We start from the raw sequence: 16,139 nt of genomic DNA on the forward strand, positions 1-16,139 counted from the left end.
CGGACTTTTGTTAAATATCCGGGCTGGGTAGTTGTTTATTTGAAGAAGTCTTGGCTGAAATGTTACACGCCCAAGGCTTCTTTTTATTTAGCTTAAACGTATCTTTTGATTGAAATAAAACCGTCTGGACGGTGTAGTAAAATGGGTGGTGATCAGAATGAATACAACTAAAAAAACATTAAAAAGAGAATTAATCCTTAAAGCGGCTTCTATAATTGTACAAGAAGAAGGAGTAGAAAAATTAACATTAGAAGCGGTGGCTAAGAAAGCGGGAATAAGTAAGGGAGGGTTGCTTTACCATTTTCCGAATAAAGATGAATTGATTCTGGGGATGGTTGAACAGCTATCGACCAGCTTTATCACCGAATTTAATGAAAGGGCAGAAAACGATACACATTCCCAAGGTAGATGGATTCGCGCTTATATGAATACGTCATTTTCCGGGGATCAGCATGCAAGTGACCTGTATACCGCTCTCTCGGCAGCACAATTTACGAACCCTCAAATGCTCAAGCTGCTTCAGGATGAGTATGCGAATATCCAAAATAAAATCGAAAACGACGAATTAAATCCGGTTCGTTCTACGATTGTCCGATTAGCTATAGACGGTTTGTGGTTTGCCGAAATGTTTGGACTCGCTCTTCCCAATGAAGAATTGAAGCAAAAAATTATAGAAGAATTAAAGACATATATAAAGGAGAATGAATGATGGCTTATTTTTTCTTGGCAATCTCTATTGCTAGTGAGCTTATTGGTACTTCAATGCTTAAAGCTTCAGAAGGTTTTACGAGACTGTATCCGACACTATTCACGATTGTCGCGTTTGTAATCTCTTTCTTCTTTATTTCACTAACCCTCAAGACACTTCCTCTTAATATGACCTATGCCATTTGGTCAGGGGTGGGGGCTGTTGCTACAACGGTGATTTCAGTATTGATTTGGAAGGAGAAAATCAATACAGGGAGTATGGTAGGGATTGCTTTAATTGTTATTGGCGTGGTGGTATTGAACCTATTTGGTGCAGGACATGGTGAGGCAAAAGGAACAACAGAAGCAACCAGTTCAATCGTTCAAAAGTGAAATAAGGTGATATCACTCCAGTTTGTAAAGAGGCGGTAGATCCTCACTTATCGACTTAGAGATTCTAAGAAAGATAGGTGGGGGATCTACCGCCCGGAAATCATGGTTTATACGAATAAACTTAGTATTAAGATGAATCCTAATCCGGCTACAGAAATAATGGTCTCAAGCAATGTCCATGTGGCAAAGGTTTCTTTCATGCTTAAACCAAAATACTCTTTAAACATCCAGAACCCGGCATCGTTAACATGTGAAGCTATTAAGCTACCCGCTCCCGTGGCAAGCACGACTAAAGCAAGATTAACGTCAGATTGTCCTAACATCGGAATTACTAAACCAGCGGTTGTTAAGGCTGCAACAGTCGCAGAACCCAGGGAAATACGTAAGATTGCAGCGATGATCCAGGCTAGCAGAATTGGTGATAATGTAGTTCCATTGAATAAATCGGCTACATAGTCACCTACGCCGCCATTAATGAGTACTTGTTTGAAGGCTCCGCCTCCCCCAATGATCAAGAGCATCATCCCAATATGAGTAATAGCAGTTGTACAAGATGCCATTACATCTTTGATTGGAATTTTTCTTGCTATTCCCATGGTGTAAACGGCAACCAGTAAAGAAATCAACATAGATGTTGATGCATCACCAATAAAACGGATCGCTGCCAGTAAACTATTATCCTCAAATCCCATTGTTTTTTGAAGCAAAGTAATAATCGTAGCAATCGACATTAAAATGACAGGAAGCATTGCAGTAAATACACTGATTCCGAATCCAGGAGTTTCCTCAGACTTAAATACTTTCTGTTCACCTAAAGAGGCAATATTACCGGTTTTCGTAAATGAAGCAGGTACGAGTTTTTTGGCAAGCTTCGTAAATACAGGACCAGCCAAAATAACGGTTGGGATAGCAATAATGAAGCCATAAAGTAAAACCTCACCAAGGTTCGCGCCATATTCACCAGCAATCACGGTTGGTCCTGGATGTGGTGGTAAGAAACCGTGTGTGACGGACAAAGCAGCGACCATCGGAATACCGAGATATAAGATAGAAACCTTTAATTCTTTTGAAATGGCAAATACGATTGGAATTAACAATACTAATCCTACTTCAAAAAATAACGCAATTCCGATAATGAATGAAGCGGCTACGACCGCCCATTGAATATTTTTTTCACCAAATTTGTCAACGAGGGTCATGGCAATTCTTTGGGCCCCCCCAGAATCAGCGATCAACTTCCCTAACATCGCCCCAAGTCCAAAGATTAACGCTAAGTGGCCCAGTGTTCCGCCTAATCCGGCTTCAATGGTTTTGACAATTTCCTCTAAGGGCATTCCAAGGGCTAGGGCCACGCCGAACGATACAATGATTAGGGAAATAAAGGTGTTTAATTTGAAGCCCATGATTAAAACGAGTAATGCTAAAATTCCAATCGCTACAACGACTAATGGCATTGTAATTACCCCCTGTATTTATCCTTTTAGTGTTTAATTAAGCTTCTTTGATAATTGGCAATCCGTGTATAATCGTCTTCCAATACTCTGGATAGGTTAATGAAAATCGGCAGCAACTTTCTATATTCCTTGGTTGCTTCTTCTTTGGGTGCATGTTTGTTGGTACTGCCAATCATTTCAGAGACGACTTCAAATGATTGGATTTTTCCGGTGGCGTACAAGCCTAAAATACAAGCTCCTAGACAAGAACTTTCGTAGCTTTCCGGAACGACGACTTCAGATGCGAATATATCAGACATCATTTGCCGCCAAACATCTGACCTTGCGAAGCCTCCTGTAGCTTGGATCCGGGTCACGGGCCCGTCCATGCATTCGGTTAAGGCCAAAAATACGGTGTATAAATTGTAAATGACTCCTTCTAAGGCTGCGCGAATCATATGTTCCTTTTTATGTGACATCGTTAAACCGAAGAATGAGCCACGTACGTCTGGATTCCATAAGGGTGCACGTTCACCAGCGAGGTAGGGGTGGAATAACAATCCATCAGATCCTGGCCTTACGCGTTCAGCAATTTTGGTTAGTACATCATACGGATCAATTCCTAGTCGTTTCGCTGTTTCTACTTCTGATGAGGTAAGCTCGTCACGAATCCAGCGAAGGACCATCCCGCCATTATTTACCGGCCCGCCAATGACCCAGTGCTTTTCCGTTAAGGCATAACAAAATATTCTTCCCTTTTCATCTGTTTGCGGCTTGTCTATGATGGTTCGAATGGCACCGCTTGTCCCAATAGTGACGGCAACTTCGCCTTTTCGTATCGCATTGACACCTAGATTAGAGAGAACTCCATCGCTGGCCCCAATGACAAATGGTGTTTGTGGATCGATCCCCATCTCTTTTGCTAAAACTGAATTACAGTCGGTAAATATTTTGGTTGTGGGTACGAGCTCAGACAATTGAGAAGGGGTTATACCCGCAATTTTTAAAGCTTCTTCATCCCAATCCAGCTTTTCAAGATTCATCATGCCCATGGCTGAAGCCAGAGAATAATCAACAACATATAAATCAAAGAGTTTTTTGAAAATATATTCTTTAATTCCGATATATTTTTTAACTTTGATAGCGATTTCAGGAAGGTCATTCACAATCCAAGCTATTTTAGTTAAGGGTGACATGGGGTGAATGGGTGTTCCTGTTCGTCTATAGACTTCTTGGCCATTCAACTCATCTTTTATATGATGTGCCCACGCTTCGCTGCGATTATCTGCCCAAGTGATACAAGGTGTAAGTGGACGGTCGTGTTCATCCATTGCAATGACACTATGCATGGCACTGCTAAATGAAACAAACGATAGCTTTTTTTGTGAGTGATGTTTCATGATATTCGAAGTCGCTTGTAGGACTGCTTGAAAAATTTCCTCAGGATTTTGTTCAGCTGTCGCTATATCTGGTGTATAAAGCGGGTACCCGATATTTTCTTGTTGGATGACCTCGCCCTTTTCACTAAATAAAACGGCTTTCGTACTGGTGGTTCCGATATCTATACCTAACATGTAGTTAGTCATTTTGTGGCACGACTCCTTTGGACAGCAGTTGTTGGGACATCCATAAGTCTTCTACTTTACCTTGAACATCATCAAAGTTTACATGTAAAGACTTAATCATAAGGTCTCTATCTTTTGCCTGGATTGCTTCAATATAAAGCTCATGATTTGATACAATCCGTGTAAAGTCTTCATACTTTTCATTGAAACGCATACGCATCGACAACAGAATGAGGCTTTCCATCACGGGCTTTAGGTTATTCCAGATCATCAGAATGTATGAATGATTAACTGCACGAATAATCGTTTCATGGAACAAGACATCTTGATATGAAAACTCATCGGCATCACTATATTTGACTGCGACTTTCATCATTTCGAGTATTTTACTAAGTTCCTTTGCTAAATCATGAGTGTCCATCTTTATAAGACGTTCAAATACGAAGGATTCTATAAGTAGACGAACATCATAAATTTCTTCTATTTCTTTCTCTGATAGACCAATAACGACCGCACCCATTCTTTCGAGTCGGATGATATTTTCGGAGGCCAGTATTTTTAACGCTTCACGAATAGGTGAGCGACTTACAGCAAAATCAGCAGCTAATTTATTTTCAGATAGTATGGTACCGCTTTCAATTGCGCCAGAAATGATGCGCATTCTAAGCTCGGATGTTACACGATCCCCAGCAGAGGCTTTAAGAAGCCATTTGGAGGGATATAGGAATTCACTGGACAGAACCATAAATTCACCTTCTCATTAATCAAGTATACTTGTATACAAGTATTATAATCTAAAATTTTAAATTTGCAAGCGTATTCATTAAATTGATTTTGTGAGCTGTTTGGGCCTTTTTGTGCAAATGCACAATCAATTTCGTCTGTTCTTCAATATAATTCACACGCTGCAATCGATATAATGAAAGCGTAATCAAAAATTGCCCGGGGGGTTAGACAGATGGAAGGGTTAACGATCAGTTGGATAGGAGCTCTAGCAGGGCTGGCTATTGCAATTATTTTGATATTAAGAAAGCTGAATCCGGTTTACGCTTTATTTTTGGGAGCTATTGTAGGCGCTTTATTGGGCGGAGCCAATCTGGAGCAGACGATCAGCGTGCTAATTAGTGGTACGCAGAGCGTGATGGGGACGGTCATTCGTGTGCTCGCGGCCGGTGTATTGGCAGGCGTGATGATGGAGTCTGGGGCAGCGGAGACAATTGCACAGGCTATTGTAAAGAAGTTTGGCGGCAGTAAAGCGATCCTTGCCCTAGCGTTAGCGACGATGATTATTACAGCAGTAGGCGTATTTATTCCCGTCGCAGTGCTAATCGTGGCACCTATTGCTTTGTCGGTTGGGAACAAAATGGGGATTTCCAAGCTGGCTCTCCTGCTGGCCTTGTCTGGAGGCGGAAAGGCGGGAAACATTATCTCTCCAAATCCCAATACGATTGCGGCAGCACGCGGGTTTAATCTGGATTTAAGCCACGTGATGTTGGCGGGTGTGGTGCCCGCGATATGCGGATTAATTATGACGGTTCTGGTGGCGTCTATGTTGAAAAACAAGGGCGTGAAGGTATCCGAACAGGATATTATGGATAGTGATGTCGATACGTCGAAGTACCCGGCATTGGGACGGGCGATTGTAGCTCCGGTGGTAGCTGTTATTTTGCTGATGATTAACCCGATTGGTTCCATCTCTGGCATTGAAGCACTGTCGAACTTCAAGGTCGACGCGATGTACATTTTGCCGATCGCCGGGATTGTAGGTATGCTGGCCATGGGACAAGGGCGCAATATCCTGAAATATTCGGCTTCCGGTTTGAATAAAATGACGGCAACCGTGCTCATCTTGATCGGTGCAGGTGGGATTGCGGGTTTGATCTCTGCGTCTAATTTATCTGCTCAGGTAGTTGGCTTGATTGAAGCTTCGGGAGTTTCTGGCACATTTTTGGCACCGCTTGCAGGGATTCTGATGGCGGCCGCCACAGCATCGACTTCAACTGGCGTTATTTTGGCGACTGGCTCGTTTGGGGAAGCCATTCTGAACATGGGGACAGCCCCGTTAGCTGCCGCTGTGATGGTGCATACAGGAGCTACCGTCATTGATTCCTTACCACAGGGCAACTATTTCCACGTTACGGCAGACAGCATGAAAATGAGCATTAAGCAACGGATGGGATTAATCCCTTATGAAGCTATTGTGGGCGGAACTATGGCGATTGTAGCAACCATATTGTATGGATTCATACTTTAATATTCACGATGGGGTGACAAAATGAGAGAGAAAACATTTGTACTGGCACCGGATTCTTTTAAAGAAAGCATGACGGCAAAGGAAGTGTGCATCGCAATGGAGAAAGGATTGCGCAAGGTCTATCCGACAGCCCATTATGTCCACGTTCCGATGGCAGACGGTGGTGAAGGAACAGTGCAGTCACTGGTGGATGCGACAGGCGGGCAGCTTCGTTACATGGAGGTGACAGGACCGCTTGGAGAACCTGTAAAAGCGGCATATGGCTTGCTGGGAGACGGCACCACTGCGGCAATCGAAATGGCATCTGCCAGCGGAATCCATTTGGTTAATAAGGACAATAAAAACCCGTTAAAAACAACAACCTATGGTACGGGTGAGTTAATACGTGAGTGTCTGAACCAGGGAATTCGAAAAATTATCATTGGCATTGGCGGAAGTGCGACGAATGATGGCGGTACAGGTATGGCGGAAGCGCTGGGGGCTAGATTTTTGGATGCGGCAGGCAATACTCTTCCACGCGGCGGCGGCAGTTTGGGCGAGCTGGACAGCATTGATATTTCATCACTGGATGACCGCTTGCAGCAGGTGCAATTGATTGTAGCCTGTGATGTGACAAATCCGCTCTGCGGAGAGCATGGGGCATCCCGTGTATTCGGCCCGCAAAAAGGGGCAACGCCAGAAATGGTGCAGCAATTGGATGCCAATCTTGCCCATTATGCGGATGTGGTGAAGCAGCAGCTGGGCAAGGATGTACGCGATCTTCCGGGCGCAGGTGCAGCAGGTGGCTTGGGTGCGGGCTTATTGATTTTTACTCAGGCGACGCTGCAAAAAGGCATTGAAATCGTGATTGAATACACTGGCTTAAAGCAGAAGCTAGCCACGGCCGATATCGTATTGACGGGGGAAGGCGGCATTGATTTCCAGACCAAATTCGGTAAAACTCCGTACGGAGTAGCTCAGGCAGCCAAACAATCCGGCAAAAAGGTCATTGCGATCGCAGGTTATATCGGGGAAGGGATCGACACGCTGTACAAGGAAGGAATAGATGCAGTGTTTGGCATCGTGCCGGGAGCCTCGGAGCTGGGTAAGCTGCTGGCCGAAGGGCCGCAAAACGTAGAGCGCACATGCGAGAATATCGCAAGAGTGCTTCAAATCAGTGAGTAATGATCGGATTGATAGGCGAGGAACATAAAACGGCATAATATAATTACAATGGAATACGAGCGCTCGCCTGTAACCCCGGTTTTCTTTAGCCAACGGAGATTGGTGGAGAAATTCGGGAGTGACGGCGAGCGAAAATAGGATATAATCGCAGCATGATCTGGCGTGATACAGCAGTTCATTGATGCAGCGCCAATAAGCCGTGCGTAAGTTCAAAAAGCTGAAGGAGATTCCGGGGATCTTTGCCAGTTAAGGTATGGATGCGCTTCAAACGGTATTGCAGTGTATTTCGATGAATGTTTAATTCATCTGCGGTAAAGGAGACACTGCCATTATGATTAATAAAGCTCCGCAGCGTATCCAGCAAATCCACGGTATCTTCCAGCTTGCTGACCAGGTGGATTGTGTTAGTCAGGTTGGTTTGGCTTAATTTGACCAAGAATTCGACTTCTGCAAAAGAGACAATCTGCACAGGTGGACGCAGAGCTAGTACAACATTCATAGCGGACTTGGCTTGCATATAAACATCCGCAATGCTGTGCTCTTGTCTGCTGATGGCAATCAGCACATCAGGATGGCTGCGTACAAGTGGTTCCAGTAGCTTGGTCGTTGGTTCCTGATTTTGCATCAGGATGAGATAACTGTCTTCCTCCATCCGAAAGGATGGATGCTGCATGAATATATTGGATAATTCGGCGAAATGAGCAGGATCGGAAGGAAGATGCTTTACATATACGGCCGAAGTTTTGAGAAGCAAATCAATGTGATATTGAGCAGCTTCTTTTTTTTATTTTTTGGGTATAGGCTCCCTGATGATTTAACAGCATTTCCAGTACAGATTTTTTGCGGTTGGCCTCATGGGCCAAGTGCTCCAAGGAAATACGCTGTTCAATCAGGAGAGACACCGTAGTTTTAACAATGTTGCAAAAAGGACGAACTTCGTCAGGATTGCCTGAAATACCAATGACACCAACTAGCTCATGATGAATGACAATCGGTTCATTGGTTCCTTTTTTCTCGTAATGTCCGTCCTGCCACACTTCAATCATTTTCCCGGTTTCGAGCGCCTGAACAGCCCCTTGGTGAATGGTTCCGATTCGTTCACTCTCGCCGCTGCCAATGATGATGCCTCGTTCATTCATAATATTGATATTGTATGGGATATCCTTCATCATTTTGTCTACGATGTCTTGGGCTTGTCTTTCGGAGAGCGGAAACAGATCAGGATTCCTCCTTTATCTAGTGATGTAAGGTGTTTTACTGTATCACATTAATTGAAAGGGCTTTCAATTTGTTGTGCATCTGAACAATATAATAAAACAGAGCGCCGAACATGTCAGCCTATTTTATCATAGATATCAAGAATAGTTGTATGCGAAAAAACAGGGCTCCAAGGAGCACCTGTCTTTTGCGTCTTATTCTTTCATTATTCGTCCTGGTCCGTCACGATGTCTAAGGTCGAACCTCACGAAAGCTATAGGTAATATCATGAATTTCTTTCTTTAAACGGCTATATTTTGATGCAGGCGTATACCCGATGATCTGGTAGAAATTATTTTCAGTCTCAATAATGGCTACATGGGTGACATAATGGTTTATATCTTTCTGTCCTTTAATCGTGAACTGAGTGGCTGGATATCCTTGAATCGTGGTGTTGGATGAAGGTCCTACCGTAGAGAGATTAAACTCTTTGGTTATATTGTTTTGAATTTTCTTTTTGTAGTACTGGCGCGTTACATTACCCAATTTCTCCTTCGAATTGGATCGTACGATAACAGACTTTTCAATGTAGGGATTGAATATCGCAATATCTGCTTTTCCTTCCCAGTCCGGGTCTGTTGACCAATCTAACGGGGCTGAGATTTGAAATCTTCCATCTCTACTTACATAGCTCTGTTCCTGCTTGCTTACCGGAGCTTCATTGGACTCGTAACTGTTTGCCAGTACAAAAATAGCATTTACAAACGAGGCTCCCAAGATCACCATTGCGGTAAAAAATATGAAGAGCGACCGTCTCATTGTCTTTTTGCTAATCGGCTCCAAGTCCCGCACCTTTACCACATATGTACCTGCAGCTAAATCACCAATTCGTTGTCTAGAGGCAGTTACTAACACGCTGATACCAGCAGGTAGTGAACCCATTAGCAATGGATTGGTGTCTATTAACCTGAGCAGCGTACGAATGAGTGATTTAAGAAAACCAGGAGGTCTTCCTTCTCCGGTAACCACCTTAATACGAAAAACGAATTTGCCAAGCGTATAGCCTGTGTAACCCTCCAAGAGCAAATAATAGCAGAAGAAAGCTATAATCAGAATGCAACGGGAAGCAATCGCTAAGGGCAACAACCATCTGTCTGTTATCTGAATGACTGAGATAAAGAAACAAATATACCCGATTATAAAAAATATAAAATCAAAAAGGGTTGCTCCCCAACGTCTAAACAAAATAGACGAACCGTAGGTTTTTGTTATTTCGGCCATTCTGTTTGTTTCCCCATAGTTTTGCCCATGCCGAATGTACTTCTCTCTTGCTGCTACTTGTGAATTCTGTGGTATGTGCTGGTCTTCCAAATCGTACACCTCATTTTAATAATCCATAATTTAAAAACACACTCCTTATATAACGGTCTTTTTATCATCCATGATTAGGAAAACATTCTATAAACAAAGAACTAATTATAAATATCCCTTTAGAGGTATTCTTTCATTTACTTTATAATTGGAAGAAGAAAGTAATGATCATCGAATATTGAACTTAGGAGGCGTAGGTATGAATGGAAAGCTGGCAAAAGTGAACAAGGGGACAGGGGTGAGAATATGAAAGGTGAGTTTCCGGTTATAACAACCGAACGTCTTGTATTACGAAAAATGGTAGCGACGGACAGCAAGGACATGTTGGAATACTTTTCAGATGAGCAGGTGATGAAGTTTTACGGGCTGAGCCCATTTGAGTCTGAACAGGAGGCACTGGATGAGATCCGTTGGTATGATCGGATTTTGGAGACAGACCAGGGAATCCGCTGGGCTCTTCAAACGAAGGAAGGTAAAATCATCGGTTCTTGCGGATTTCATAACTGGGATCAACGTCATCACCGGGCAGAAATGGGCTATGAATTGTCCAGAGCCTATTGGGGTCAAGGGTTAATGTCCGAGGCACTTGCGGCTGTGATCAACTATGGGTTTCATACCCTACCGTTGAACCGCATTCAGGCGCTAGTAGAGCCGGAGAATACACAATCCTTGCGTTTGCTTGAAAAAGCAGGCTTTCGGCAGGAAGGAATCCTGTCCCAGTATGAATTTACGTTGGGTAAATATGATGATCTTTGCATGTGCGCACTGGTTAAATCAGAATATATCAATCGTTCTCAGAAATGAGAGAAGTAGTTGGATCAAGGGGGATACACATTTCATATTGCTCAATAGGGTCCTTCGAGAAGCCTGTTTTTTGGATAAAGCCTTCAAGAGAGTTATTGTCGGACAGGCAGATATATACCTTCTCGACCTTTTGGGTTTCTGCCGCTTTATGAAGTAGGGTACGTCCAAGGCCTTGGTTTCGATGTTTGGGATCGACCCAAAGAAAGTTGATTTTACCTTGAGCACTCATAGCAATCATACCGACTCGGGTTTGATTCACCGCATAGATGCCGAGAAAAACTTCCTGTGTGCTGTTAGCGTAATAAGGTGTGTCACTTTGCCAATGGATGTGACAGTCGGTAAGAGTTGTACGAAAATCTGCGACATCATCAAATGTTAGTTTCTTAAACATGTACGGTGATGAGGGAGCGGGAGAGATTGATGGGACAGTACCGTTGTAGTATTTTAGCGTATAGCGTACCTCATAGCCGTGCTTTTTATAGAACTGGACAGCCCGATCATTATCCGTAATGACTTCGAGCCATAGCTGCTGACAGTTCTCGGAGATGGCCGTTTGTTTATGCAATTCGAGCAACCTGTTGCTAATACCCTGGCCACGGTAAGCTGGACCGATGCATAGCGTGCCGCAACGCATGGTCTTATACCCGTCAAACTGCCGGATACCGCCTAGAATCAAGCCAATTGGCTGATCTTCATCCATGGCAAGGAAAGAGTGGCTCCGTGAATTACCCTCTGGACCGAAAAAACGTGCCGCGAAATTGTCTTGTTCCATGGTCAGGCGAATGGAATAGTCTGAGAATCCGAGCGAAAATGCCTGGAAAATGTGCTCCATGCTGACTTCATTGCATCTCAAATAGGTGATCACTGTTCTTCCTCCTGAAAATCCAGTATATTGGGATTGTCTTATTATACACTCCGTATGTTGCTGTAGGGTTACAATGAGTATATCGATAAGCTAATATAAAGCTAACAAAATATAACCCGGTATGCCTGGACATTCTTTATTTTGGAAGATAGGAGATTGGAATGAACAAAAGGCAAGTAGAAATTTTTCGCAAGTTGTTAACTGAATCGAACCGACTGTGGTTGGTGCAGGATCTGGCCGATCAAACGGATTGCTCAGAAAAGACGATTCGAAACGATCTAAAAGTAATTGAAGAATATCTAGTCAAGCACTCCAATGCCAATCTGGTGAGAAGACCGGGACGTGGCATTTATTTGGAGATCAGTGAAGCGGAGCAGGCTGATTTATTTCACCGGCTGTATGCAGGCGATAGTACAGCCCAGCATGAATCGGATGAGGAGAGGGTGCTGCATCTCGCCTATCGGCTCTTGATGGATGCCAAGCCTGTAACGATACAAGATCTGGCCTCTCAGTATTATGTGAACAAGACGGTGATCCGTAGAGATATGGAAAAGATTGATGACTGGCTGCACAGCTTTGATCTTGCCTTGATTACCAAGCAGCGCGTAGGCTTGACCATTCAAGGCACTGAGAAAAACAAGCGGATCGCTTTGGCGCGGATGAATCAGCTGATTGATAGTCCTGAGTTGACGGGACAGATGATGCGCAAGCAGTTTGAGCCACACGAGATTGCCACCATCCATCATGAATTAAAAGTATTTCAAAAGCATCATGAACTCAGCTTTACTGATGAAGCCTTTGAGGGTCTCATGCTCCATATTCTCTTAATGGTCAAACGAACCAAGCTGGGACAGCCCATTTCTCTCTCCGAACAAGACATTGCCTTTTTGCAGGAGAAGGTTGAGTTTACATGGGCTACTGCGTTTTTACGGCAGCTGCAAAAGCTGTTCTCCGTACCTTTTTCCAAGGAAGAAACGGCCTATCTAACCCTGCATTTGTTGGGTGGAAAGTTTCGTTATCAGCAGGAGGATAGCAAGGGGAAACACAGCGATCTGGCAGACAGCCATCCGCTTTTGCCTAAACTGATTGAGCAGTTAGTCCGGCGGATGTCGGAGCTGAATATGATTGACTTTTCCAAGGATAAGATGTTGCTGAAAGGGTTGAAAGTCCATTTATATACGACCCTGAATCGGCTTCAATATGGGTTGACGGTGTCTAATCCTATGCTGACTGAGATCAAGAAGATGTACCCTTACATGTTCGACCGGGTTATTATTACGCTGGAAGAGGTAGGGAATTTGGTTCGGTTATCGTTCCCCGAGGAGGAAGCGGCGTATTTAACGCTACATTTTCAGGCTTCTGTGGAGCGACTTCACCAGAAAGAAAGTCATCCTCAGAGGGCCATTATCGTGTGTCACATGGGCATTGGTATGTCCCAGCTATTGCGCACAAAGGTGGAACGTAAGTTTCCGGCTGTACATGTGGAGACAACTCTTTCGAAGGCAGAAGTCCAGGACTATCTGGCAACCCGGGAGTTGGATCTGATCATTACAACCGTGGATCTTCCAGAGCTTAGTGTTCCGCATATTCTCGTCTCTCCATTGCTAGATGCCAAGGATGAGCGTCAACTGGAGCAAGTGATCAGACGAATGGATGAGCCGGAACCTAGAGTCGTAGATGAATCTGTATTTTTTAAGTACACAACCCCTTTTTTAGTCTTTCCCCAGCAAGAAGTGCAGCGTCCCGAACAATTGATTTCCAAGCTGGCGCAAATACTGGAGGACAAAGGATATGTGGAAACAGGTTATGTGGACAGCGTATTGGCGCGAGAGAAAATGTCGGCTACGACGATCGGGGGAGGCATAGCCATCCCGCATGGCGGCTCAGAGTGGATAAGGCAGTCCGCCATTGTAGTCGCTACTTTAAAGAAGCCACTTACTTGGGGAACCGAGAAAGTGGAGCTTGTGTTCTTGCTTGCGGTAAAACAGGATGGGCGGGAAGAAATGCGGCAGTTATTTAAGGAGTTGTCCCTAATCAGTGAGCAGCCAGCTCTAGTTCATGCTTTATCCAAGGAGACCGATGCGATGAGACTATTAGGGAAGCTAAAGGGATAAACTAAATTAAAAGCCATGCTTTGGAGCAGGACTTATAGATAAGTCCTGTTTTTTTGTCCGTATTATTCTATTTTTCCGAAAGTTCCGGTAAAAAGTTCGCCCGATAACAGCAAAAAAGGCGGTTATACTATCAATGTAAGCGGAAACACCAGAGAGAAGGGGAATGACTATGAAGATATTAGCGATTACCTCATGTCCTAACGGAATTGCACATACGTATATGGCAGCTGAGAATCTGCAAAAGGCAGCAGCCAAGCTGGGTATCGAGATGAAGGTCGAGACACAAGGCTCCATTGGAGTAGAAAATCAACTAACGGAGCAGGAGATCCGTGAAGCGGATGGCATTATTATTGCAGCGGATAAGACGGTGGTCAAAGACCGCTTCGTCGGCAAGAAATTGCTGGTCGTTGGAGTACAAGATGGGATTCGCCGTCCGGAAGAATTGATCCAGCGGGTGATGAAGGGGAATGTGCCTGTGTACCAGGCAGAGTCACGTGCCTCCGAAGCTAGCTCACAGGAGAATAAACCGAAGCAAAATCCTATCTACCGCCACTTGATGAATGGTGTATCCTATATGGTGCCCTTTATCGTCATTGGGGGATTGCTCATTGCCATTGCATTGACGATTGGTGGTGAGAAGACACCAGGCGGTCTGGTTATACCGGACGGTTCATTTTGGAAGACGGTTCAGGATATCGGTTCGGCTTCGTTTACCTTTATGATACCAATCCTCGCTGGATTCATCGCGATGAGTATTGCGGATAGACCGGGGCTTGCACCGGGTATGGTTGGCGGATTCATTGCTGCGAACGGCAGTTTTTATGGAAGTGAGGCGGGAGCCGGATTTATCGGCGGAATTATCGCTGGTTTCCTGGCGGGTTATGTTGCACTGGGTATTCGGAAAATGAAGGTTGGGCGAGCGTTACAGCCGATCATGCCTATTATTATTATCCCTGTGTTGTCATCTTTAATTGTAGGATTAATCTTTGTCTTTATCATCGGTTCTCCAGTCGCACAATTGTTTGAAGCTTTAACGGGTTGGCTTGCAGGTATGCAAGGTACAAGTTCAATTTTATTGGCACTGATTTTAGGTGCGATGATCTCCTTCGATATGGGTGGTCCAGTCAATAAAGTAGCATTTTTATTCGGCTCGGCCATGATTGGTGAAGGAAATTACGAAATTATGGGACCGATCGCCGTTGCGATTTGTATTCCACCGATTGGAATGGGACTTGCAGCAATGATCAACAAGCGTAAATTTGCACCAGCAGAACGCGAGGCTGGAAAGGCGACATTCACGATGGGACTATTCGGTATTACTGAAGGAGCGATTCCCTTCGCTGCACAAGATCCATTGCGTGTTATTCCTAGTATCATGGCAGGGTCTATGGTCGGTTCAGTCATTGCGATGTTGGGAAATGTAGGGGATAAGGTAGCTCATGGTGGACCGATCGTAGCCGTCCTTGGTGCAGTGGACAATGTATTGATGTTCTTCATTGCCGTTATTGTCGGCGCAGCTGTGTCGGTCATCCTGGTGAGTCTGCTGAAAAGAGATATTGCAACTGCAAATCCAGCTGTTCTTGGAGAAGAGACATCTGGAGATTCTGCCGCAGTAACGGAACAATCTAGGATGACTACGACTACCGCAGAGTCATCAGCTGTAGCAACTGCAAATAACGATCCAGCCGTATCTTCGCAAGCCATTCACATGGAGAAGTTGACAGATATTGTAACGATGGATCTGATTGATCTGGATCTGGAAGGAACGACACAGGATGCCGTGATTGATGAAATGATCGGAACACTTGAGAGAAATGGAGCCGTAAGTTCTGCCAGTGGTTTTAAACAGGCCATATTGGACCGAGAGAAGGAAAGCTCCACAGGCATTGGAATGAATATTGCCATCCCTCACGGTAAATCGGAAGCTGTACTGAAGCCAAGCGTGGTCTTTGGATTGAAGCGGAGCGGAGTGGACTGGAAAAGCTTGGACGGCAGTGAAGCGAAACTAATCTTCATGATTGCTGTTCCGCGTAATAGCAAGGACAATGCACATCTGAAGGTGCTGCAAATGCTGTCTCGTAAGCTGATGGACGATCATTTCAGAGAAGCACTTCTGGCGGTTACTACCAAGGAAGATGCATATGAATTGTTGTCCCAGGTACATTAATTCCATACGCTAAGCAGAACATATTGTAATCCCTAACGGAACGCGCTGCAACGATAGTAAACGCAAAAGCAGTCTATCCTCATTTAAGGATAGACTGCTCTTTTATAGTAAAATATTATTCTTCA

General features: G+C 44.3%; 12 protein-coding genes and 1 pseudogene. 7 read left to right on the forward strand and 6 right to left on the reverse strand.

From position 1 onward, the window contains the following. Nucleotides 1-157 precede the first annotated feature (157 nt). A complete protein-coding gene (locus tag C400_RS0103960; RefSeq protein ID WP_017426038.1) occupies nucleotides 158-709 on the forward strand; it encodes a TetR/AcrR family transcriptional regulator in 552 nt (183 codons plus the stop codon). Next, the gene (locus C400_RS0103965; RefSeq protein ID WP_017426039.1) at nucleotides 709-1,080 is read left to right on the forward strand and encodes a DMT family transporter; all 372 of its coding nucleotides are present in this window, start codon (nucleotides 709-711) and stop codon (nucleotides 1,078-1,080) included. Before C400_RS0103960 ends, C400_RS0103965 begins: the two co-directional genes overlap by 1 nt. A 107-nt stretch (nucleotides 1,081-1,187) precedes the next feature. Here C400_RS0103965 and C400_RS0103970 read toward each other — a convergent pair whose 3' ends face one another. From C400_RS0103970 to C400_RS0103980, 3 genes are read right to left on the reverse strand one after another with little or no spacing between them, the layout of a single operon-like run. Then, complete coding sequence (locus tag C400_RS0103970; RefSeq protein ID WP_017426040.1) at nucleotides 1,188-2,534, reverse strand: GntP family permease; 1,347 nt, start codon at nucleotides 2,532-2,534, stop codon at nucleotides 1,188-1,190. A 26-nt stretch (nucleotides 2,535-2,560) separates the two neighbouring features. Next, nucleotides 2,561-4,099 carry a gluconokinase gene (gntK, locus tag C400_RS0103975; protein ID WP_017426041.1) on the reverse strand — a complete coding sequence of 513 codons (1,539 nt, stop codon included), beginning with the start codon at nucleotides 4,097-4,099 and terminating at the stop codon, nucleotides 2,561-2,563. Then, entirely contained in the window at nucleotides 4,092-4,823 is a 732-nt protein-coding gene (locus tag C400_RS0103980) for a GntR family transcriptional regulator (RefSeq protein ID WP_017426042.1), read from the reverse strand. Before C400_RS0103980 ends, gntK begins: the two co-directional genes overlap by 8 nt. Nucleotides 4,824-5,036: 213 nt before the next feature. Here C400_RS0103980 and C400_RS0103985 point away from each other — a divergent pair, with 213 nt between their 5' ends. Next, complete coding sequence (locus C400_RS0103985; protein ID WP_016822522.1) at nucleotides 5,037-6,332, forward strand: GntP family permease; 1,296 nt, start codon at nucleotides 5,037-5,039, stop codon at nucleotides 6,330-6,332. Nucleotides 6,333-6,353: 21 nt separating this feature from the next. Next, the gene (locus C400_RS0103990) at nucleotides 6,354-7,496 is read left to right on the forward strand and encodes a glycerate kinase family protein (RefSeq protein WP_017426043.1); all 1,143 of its coding nucleotides are present in this window, start codon (nucleotides 6,354-6,356) and stop codon (nucleotides 7,494-7,496) included. Nucleotides 7,497-7,671: 175 nt separating this feature from the next. Here the strand turns inward: C400_RS0103990 and C400_RS28630 are convergent. Both C400_RS28630 and C400_RS0104000 read right to left on the reverse strand, forming a co-directional pair. Next, nucleotides 7,672-8,668 (reverse strand): annotated as a pseudogene (locus tag C400_RS28630) (CdaR family transcriptional regulator). A 277-nt stretch (nucleotides 8,669-8,945) separates the two neighbouring features. After that, nucleotides 8,946-10,064 (reverse strand): RDD family protein, encoded by a 1,119-nt coding sequence (locus C400_RS0104000; protein WP_017426044.1) that lies wholly within the window; start codon nucleotides 10,062-10,064, stop codon nucleotides 8,946-8,948. 246 nt (nucleotides 10,065-10,310) lie between these two features. Between C400_RS0104000 and C400_RS0104005 the strand changes: the two genes are divergently transcribed. Next, complete coding sequence (locus tag C400_RS0104005) at nucleotides 10,311-10,868, forward strand: GNAT family N-acetyltransferase (RefSeq protein ID WP_017426045.1); 558 nt, start codon at nucleotides 10,311-10,313, stop codon at nucleotides 10,866-10,868. Here C400_RS0104005 and C400_RS0104010 read toward each other — a convergent pair. After that, entirely contained in the window at nucleotides 10,849-11,733 is an 885-nt protein-coding gene (locus C400_RS0104010; RefSeq protein WP_017426046.1) for a GNAT family N-acetyltransferase, read from the reverse strand. The two genes, C400_RS0104005 and C400_RS0104010, sit on opposite strands and share 20 nt — an antisense overlap. A gap of 161 nt (nucleotides 11,734-11,894) precedes the next feature. On the opposite strand from C400_RS0104010, the gene C400_RS0104015 reads away from it, so the two are divergent. Then, nucleotides 11,895-13,847, forward strand: coding sequence for a BglG family transcription antiterminator (locus C400_RS0104015; RefSeq protein WP_017426047.1), 1,953 nt, complete (start codon nucleotides 11,895-11,897; stop codon nucleotides 13,845-13,847). Nucleotides 13,848-14,016: 169 nt separating this feature from the next. Then, nucleotides 14,017-16,014 carry a PTS fructose transporter subunit IIABC gene (locus tag C400_RS0104020; protein ID WP_017426048.1) on the forward strand — a complete coding sequence of 666 codons (1,998 nt, stop codon included), beginning with the start codon at nucleotides 14,017-14,019 and terminating at the stop codon, nucleotides 16,012-16,014. The last annotated feature ends 125 nt before the right edge of the window (nucleotides 16,015-16,139 follow it).

Source organism: Paenibacillus sp. ICGEB2008, from assembly GCF_000307675.1.
Lineage (GTDB): Bacteria > Bacillota > Bacilli > Paenibacillales > Paenibacillaceae > Paenibacillus > Paenibacillus polymyxa.

Bases quoted from the DNA above. Each gene is read 5' to 3' on its own strand.
- C400_RS0103960 (WP_017426038.1), top strand. From the start codon at position 158: ATGAATACAACTAAAAAAACATTAAAAAGAGAATTAATCCTTAAAGCG.
- C400_RS0103965 (WP_017426039.1), top strand. From the start codon at position 709: ATGGCTTATTTTTTCTTGGCAATCTCTATTGCTAGTGAGCTTATTGGT.
- C400_RS0103970 (WP_017426040.1), bottom strand. From the start codon at position 2,534: ATGCCATTAGTCGTTGTAGCGATTGGAATTTTAGCATTACTCGTTTTA.
- gntK (WP_017426041.1), bottom strand. From the start codon at position 4,099: ATGACTAACTACATGTTAGGTATAGATATCGGAACCACCAGTACGAAA.
- C400_RS0103980 (WP_017426042.1), bottom strand. From the start codon at position 4,823: ATGGTTCTGTCCAGTGAATTCCTATATCCCTCCAAATGGCTTCTTAAA.
- C400_RS0103985 (WP_016822522.1), top strand. From the start codon at position 5,037: ATGGAAGGGTTAACGATCAGTTGGATAGGAGCTCTAGCAGGGCTGGCT.
- C400_RS0103990 (WP_017426043.1), top strand. From the start codon at position 6,354: ATGAGAGAGAAAACATTTGTACTGGCACCGGATTCTTTTAAAGAAAGC.
- C400_RS0104005 (WP_017426045.1), top strand. From the start codon at position 10,311: ATGAAAGGTGAGTTTCCGGTTATAACAACCGAACGTCTTGTATTACGA.
- C400_RS0104015 (WP_017426047.1), top strand. From the start codon at position 11,895: ATGAACAAAAGGCAAGTAGAAATTTTTCGCAAGTTGTTAACTGAATCG.
- C400_RS0104020 (WP_017426048.1), top strand. From the start codon at position 14,017: ATGAAGATATTAGCGATTACCTCATGTCCTAACGGAATTGCACATACG.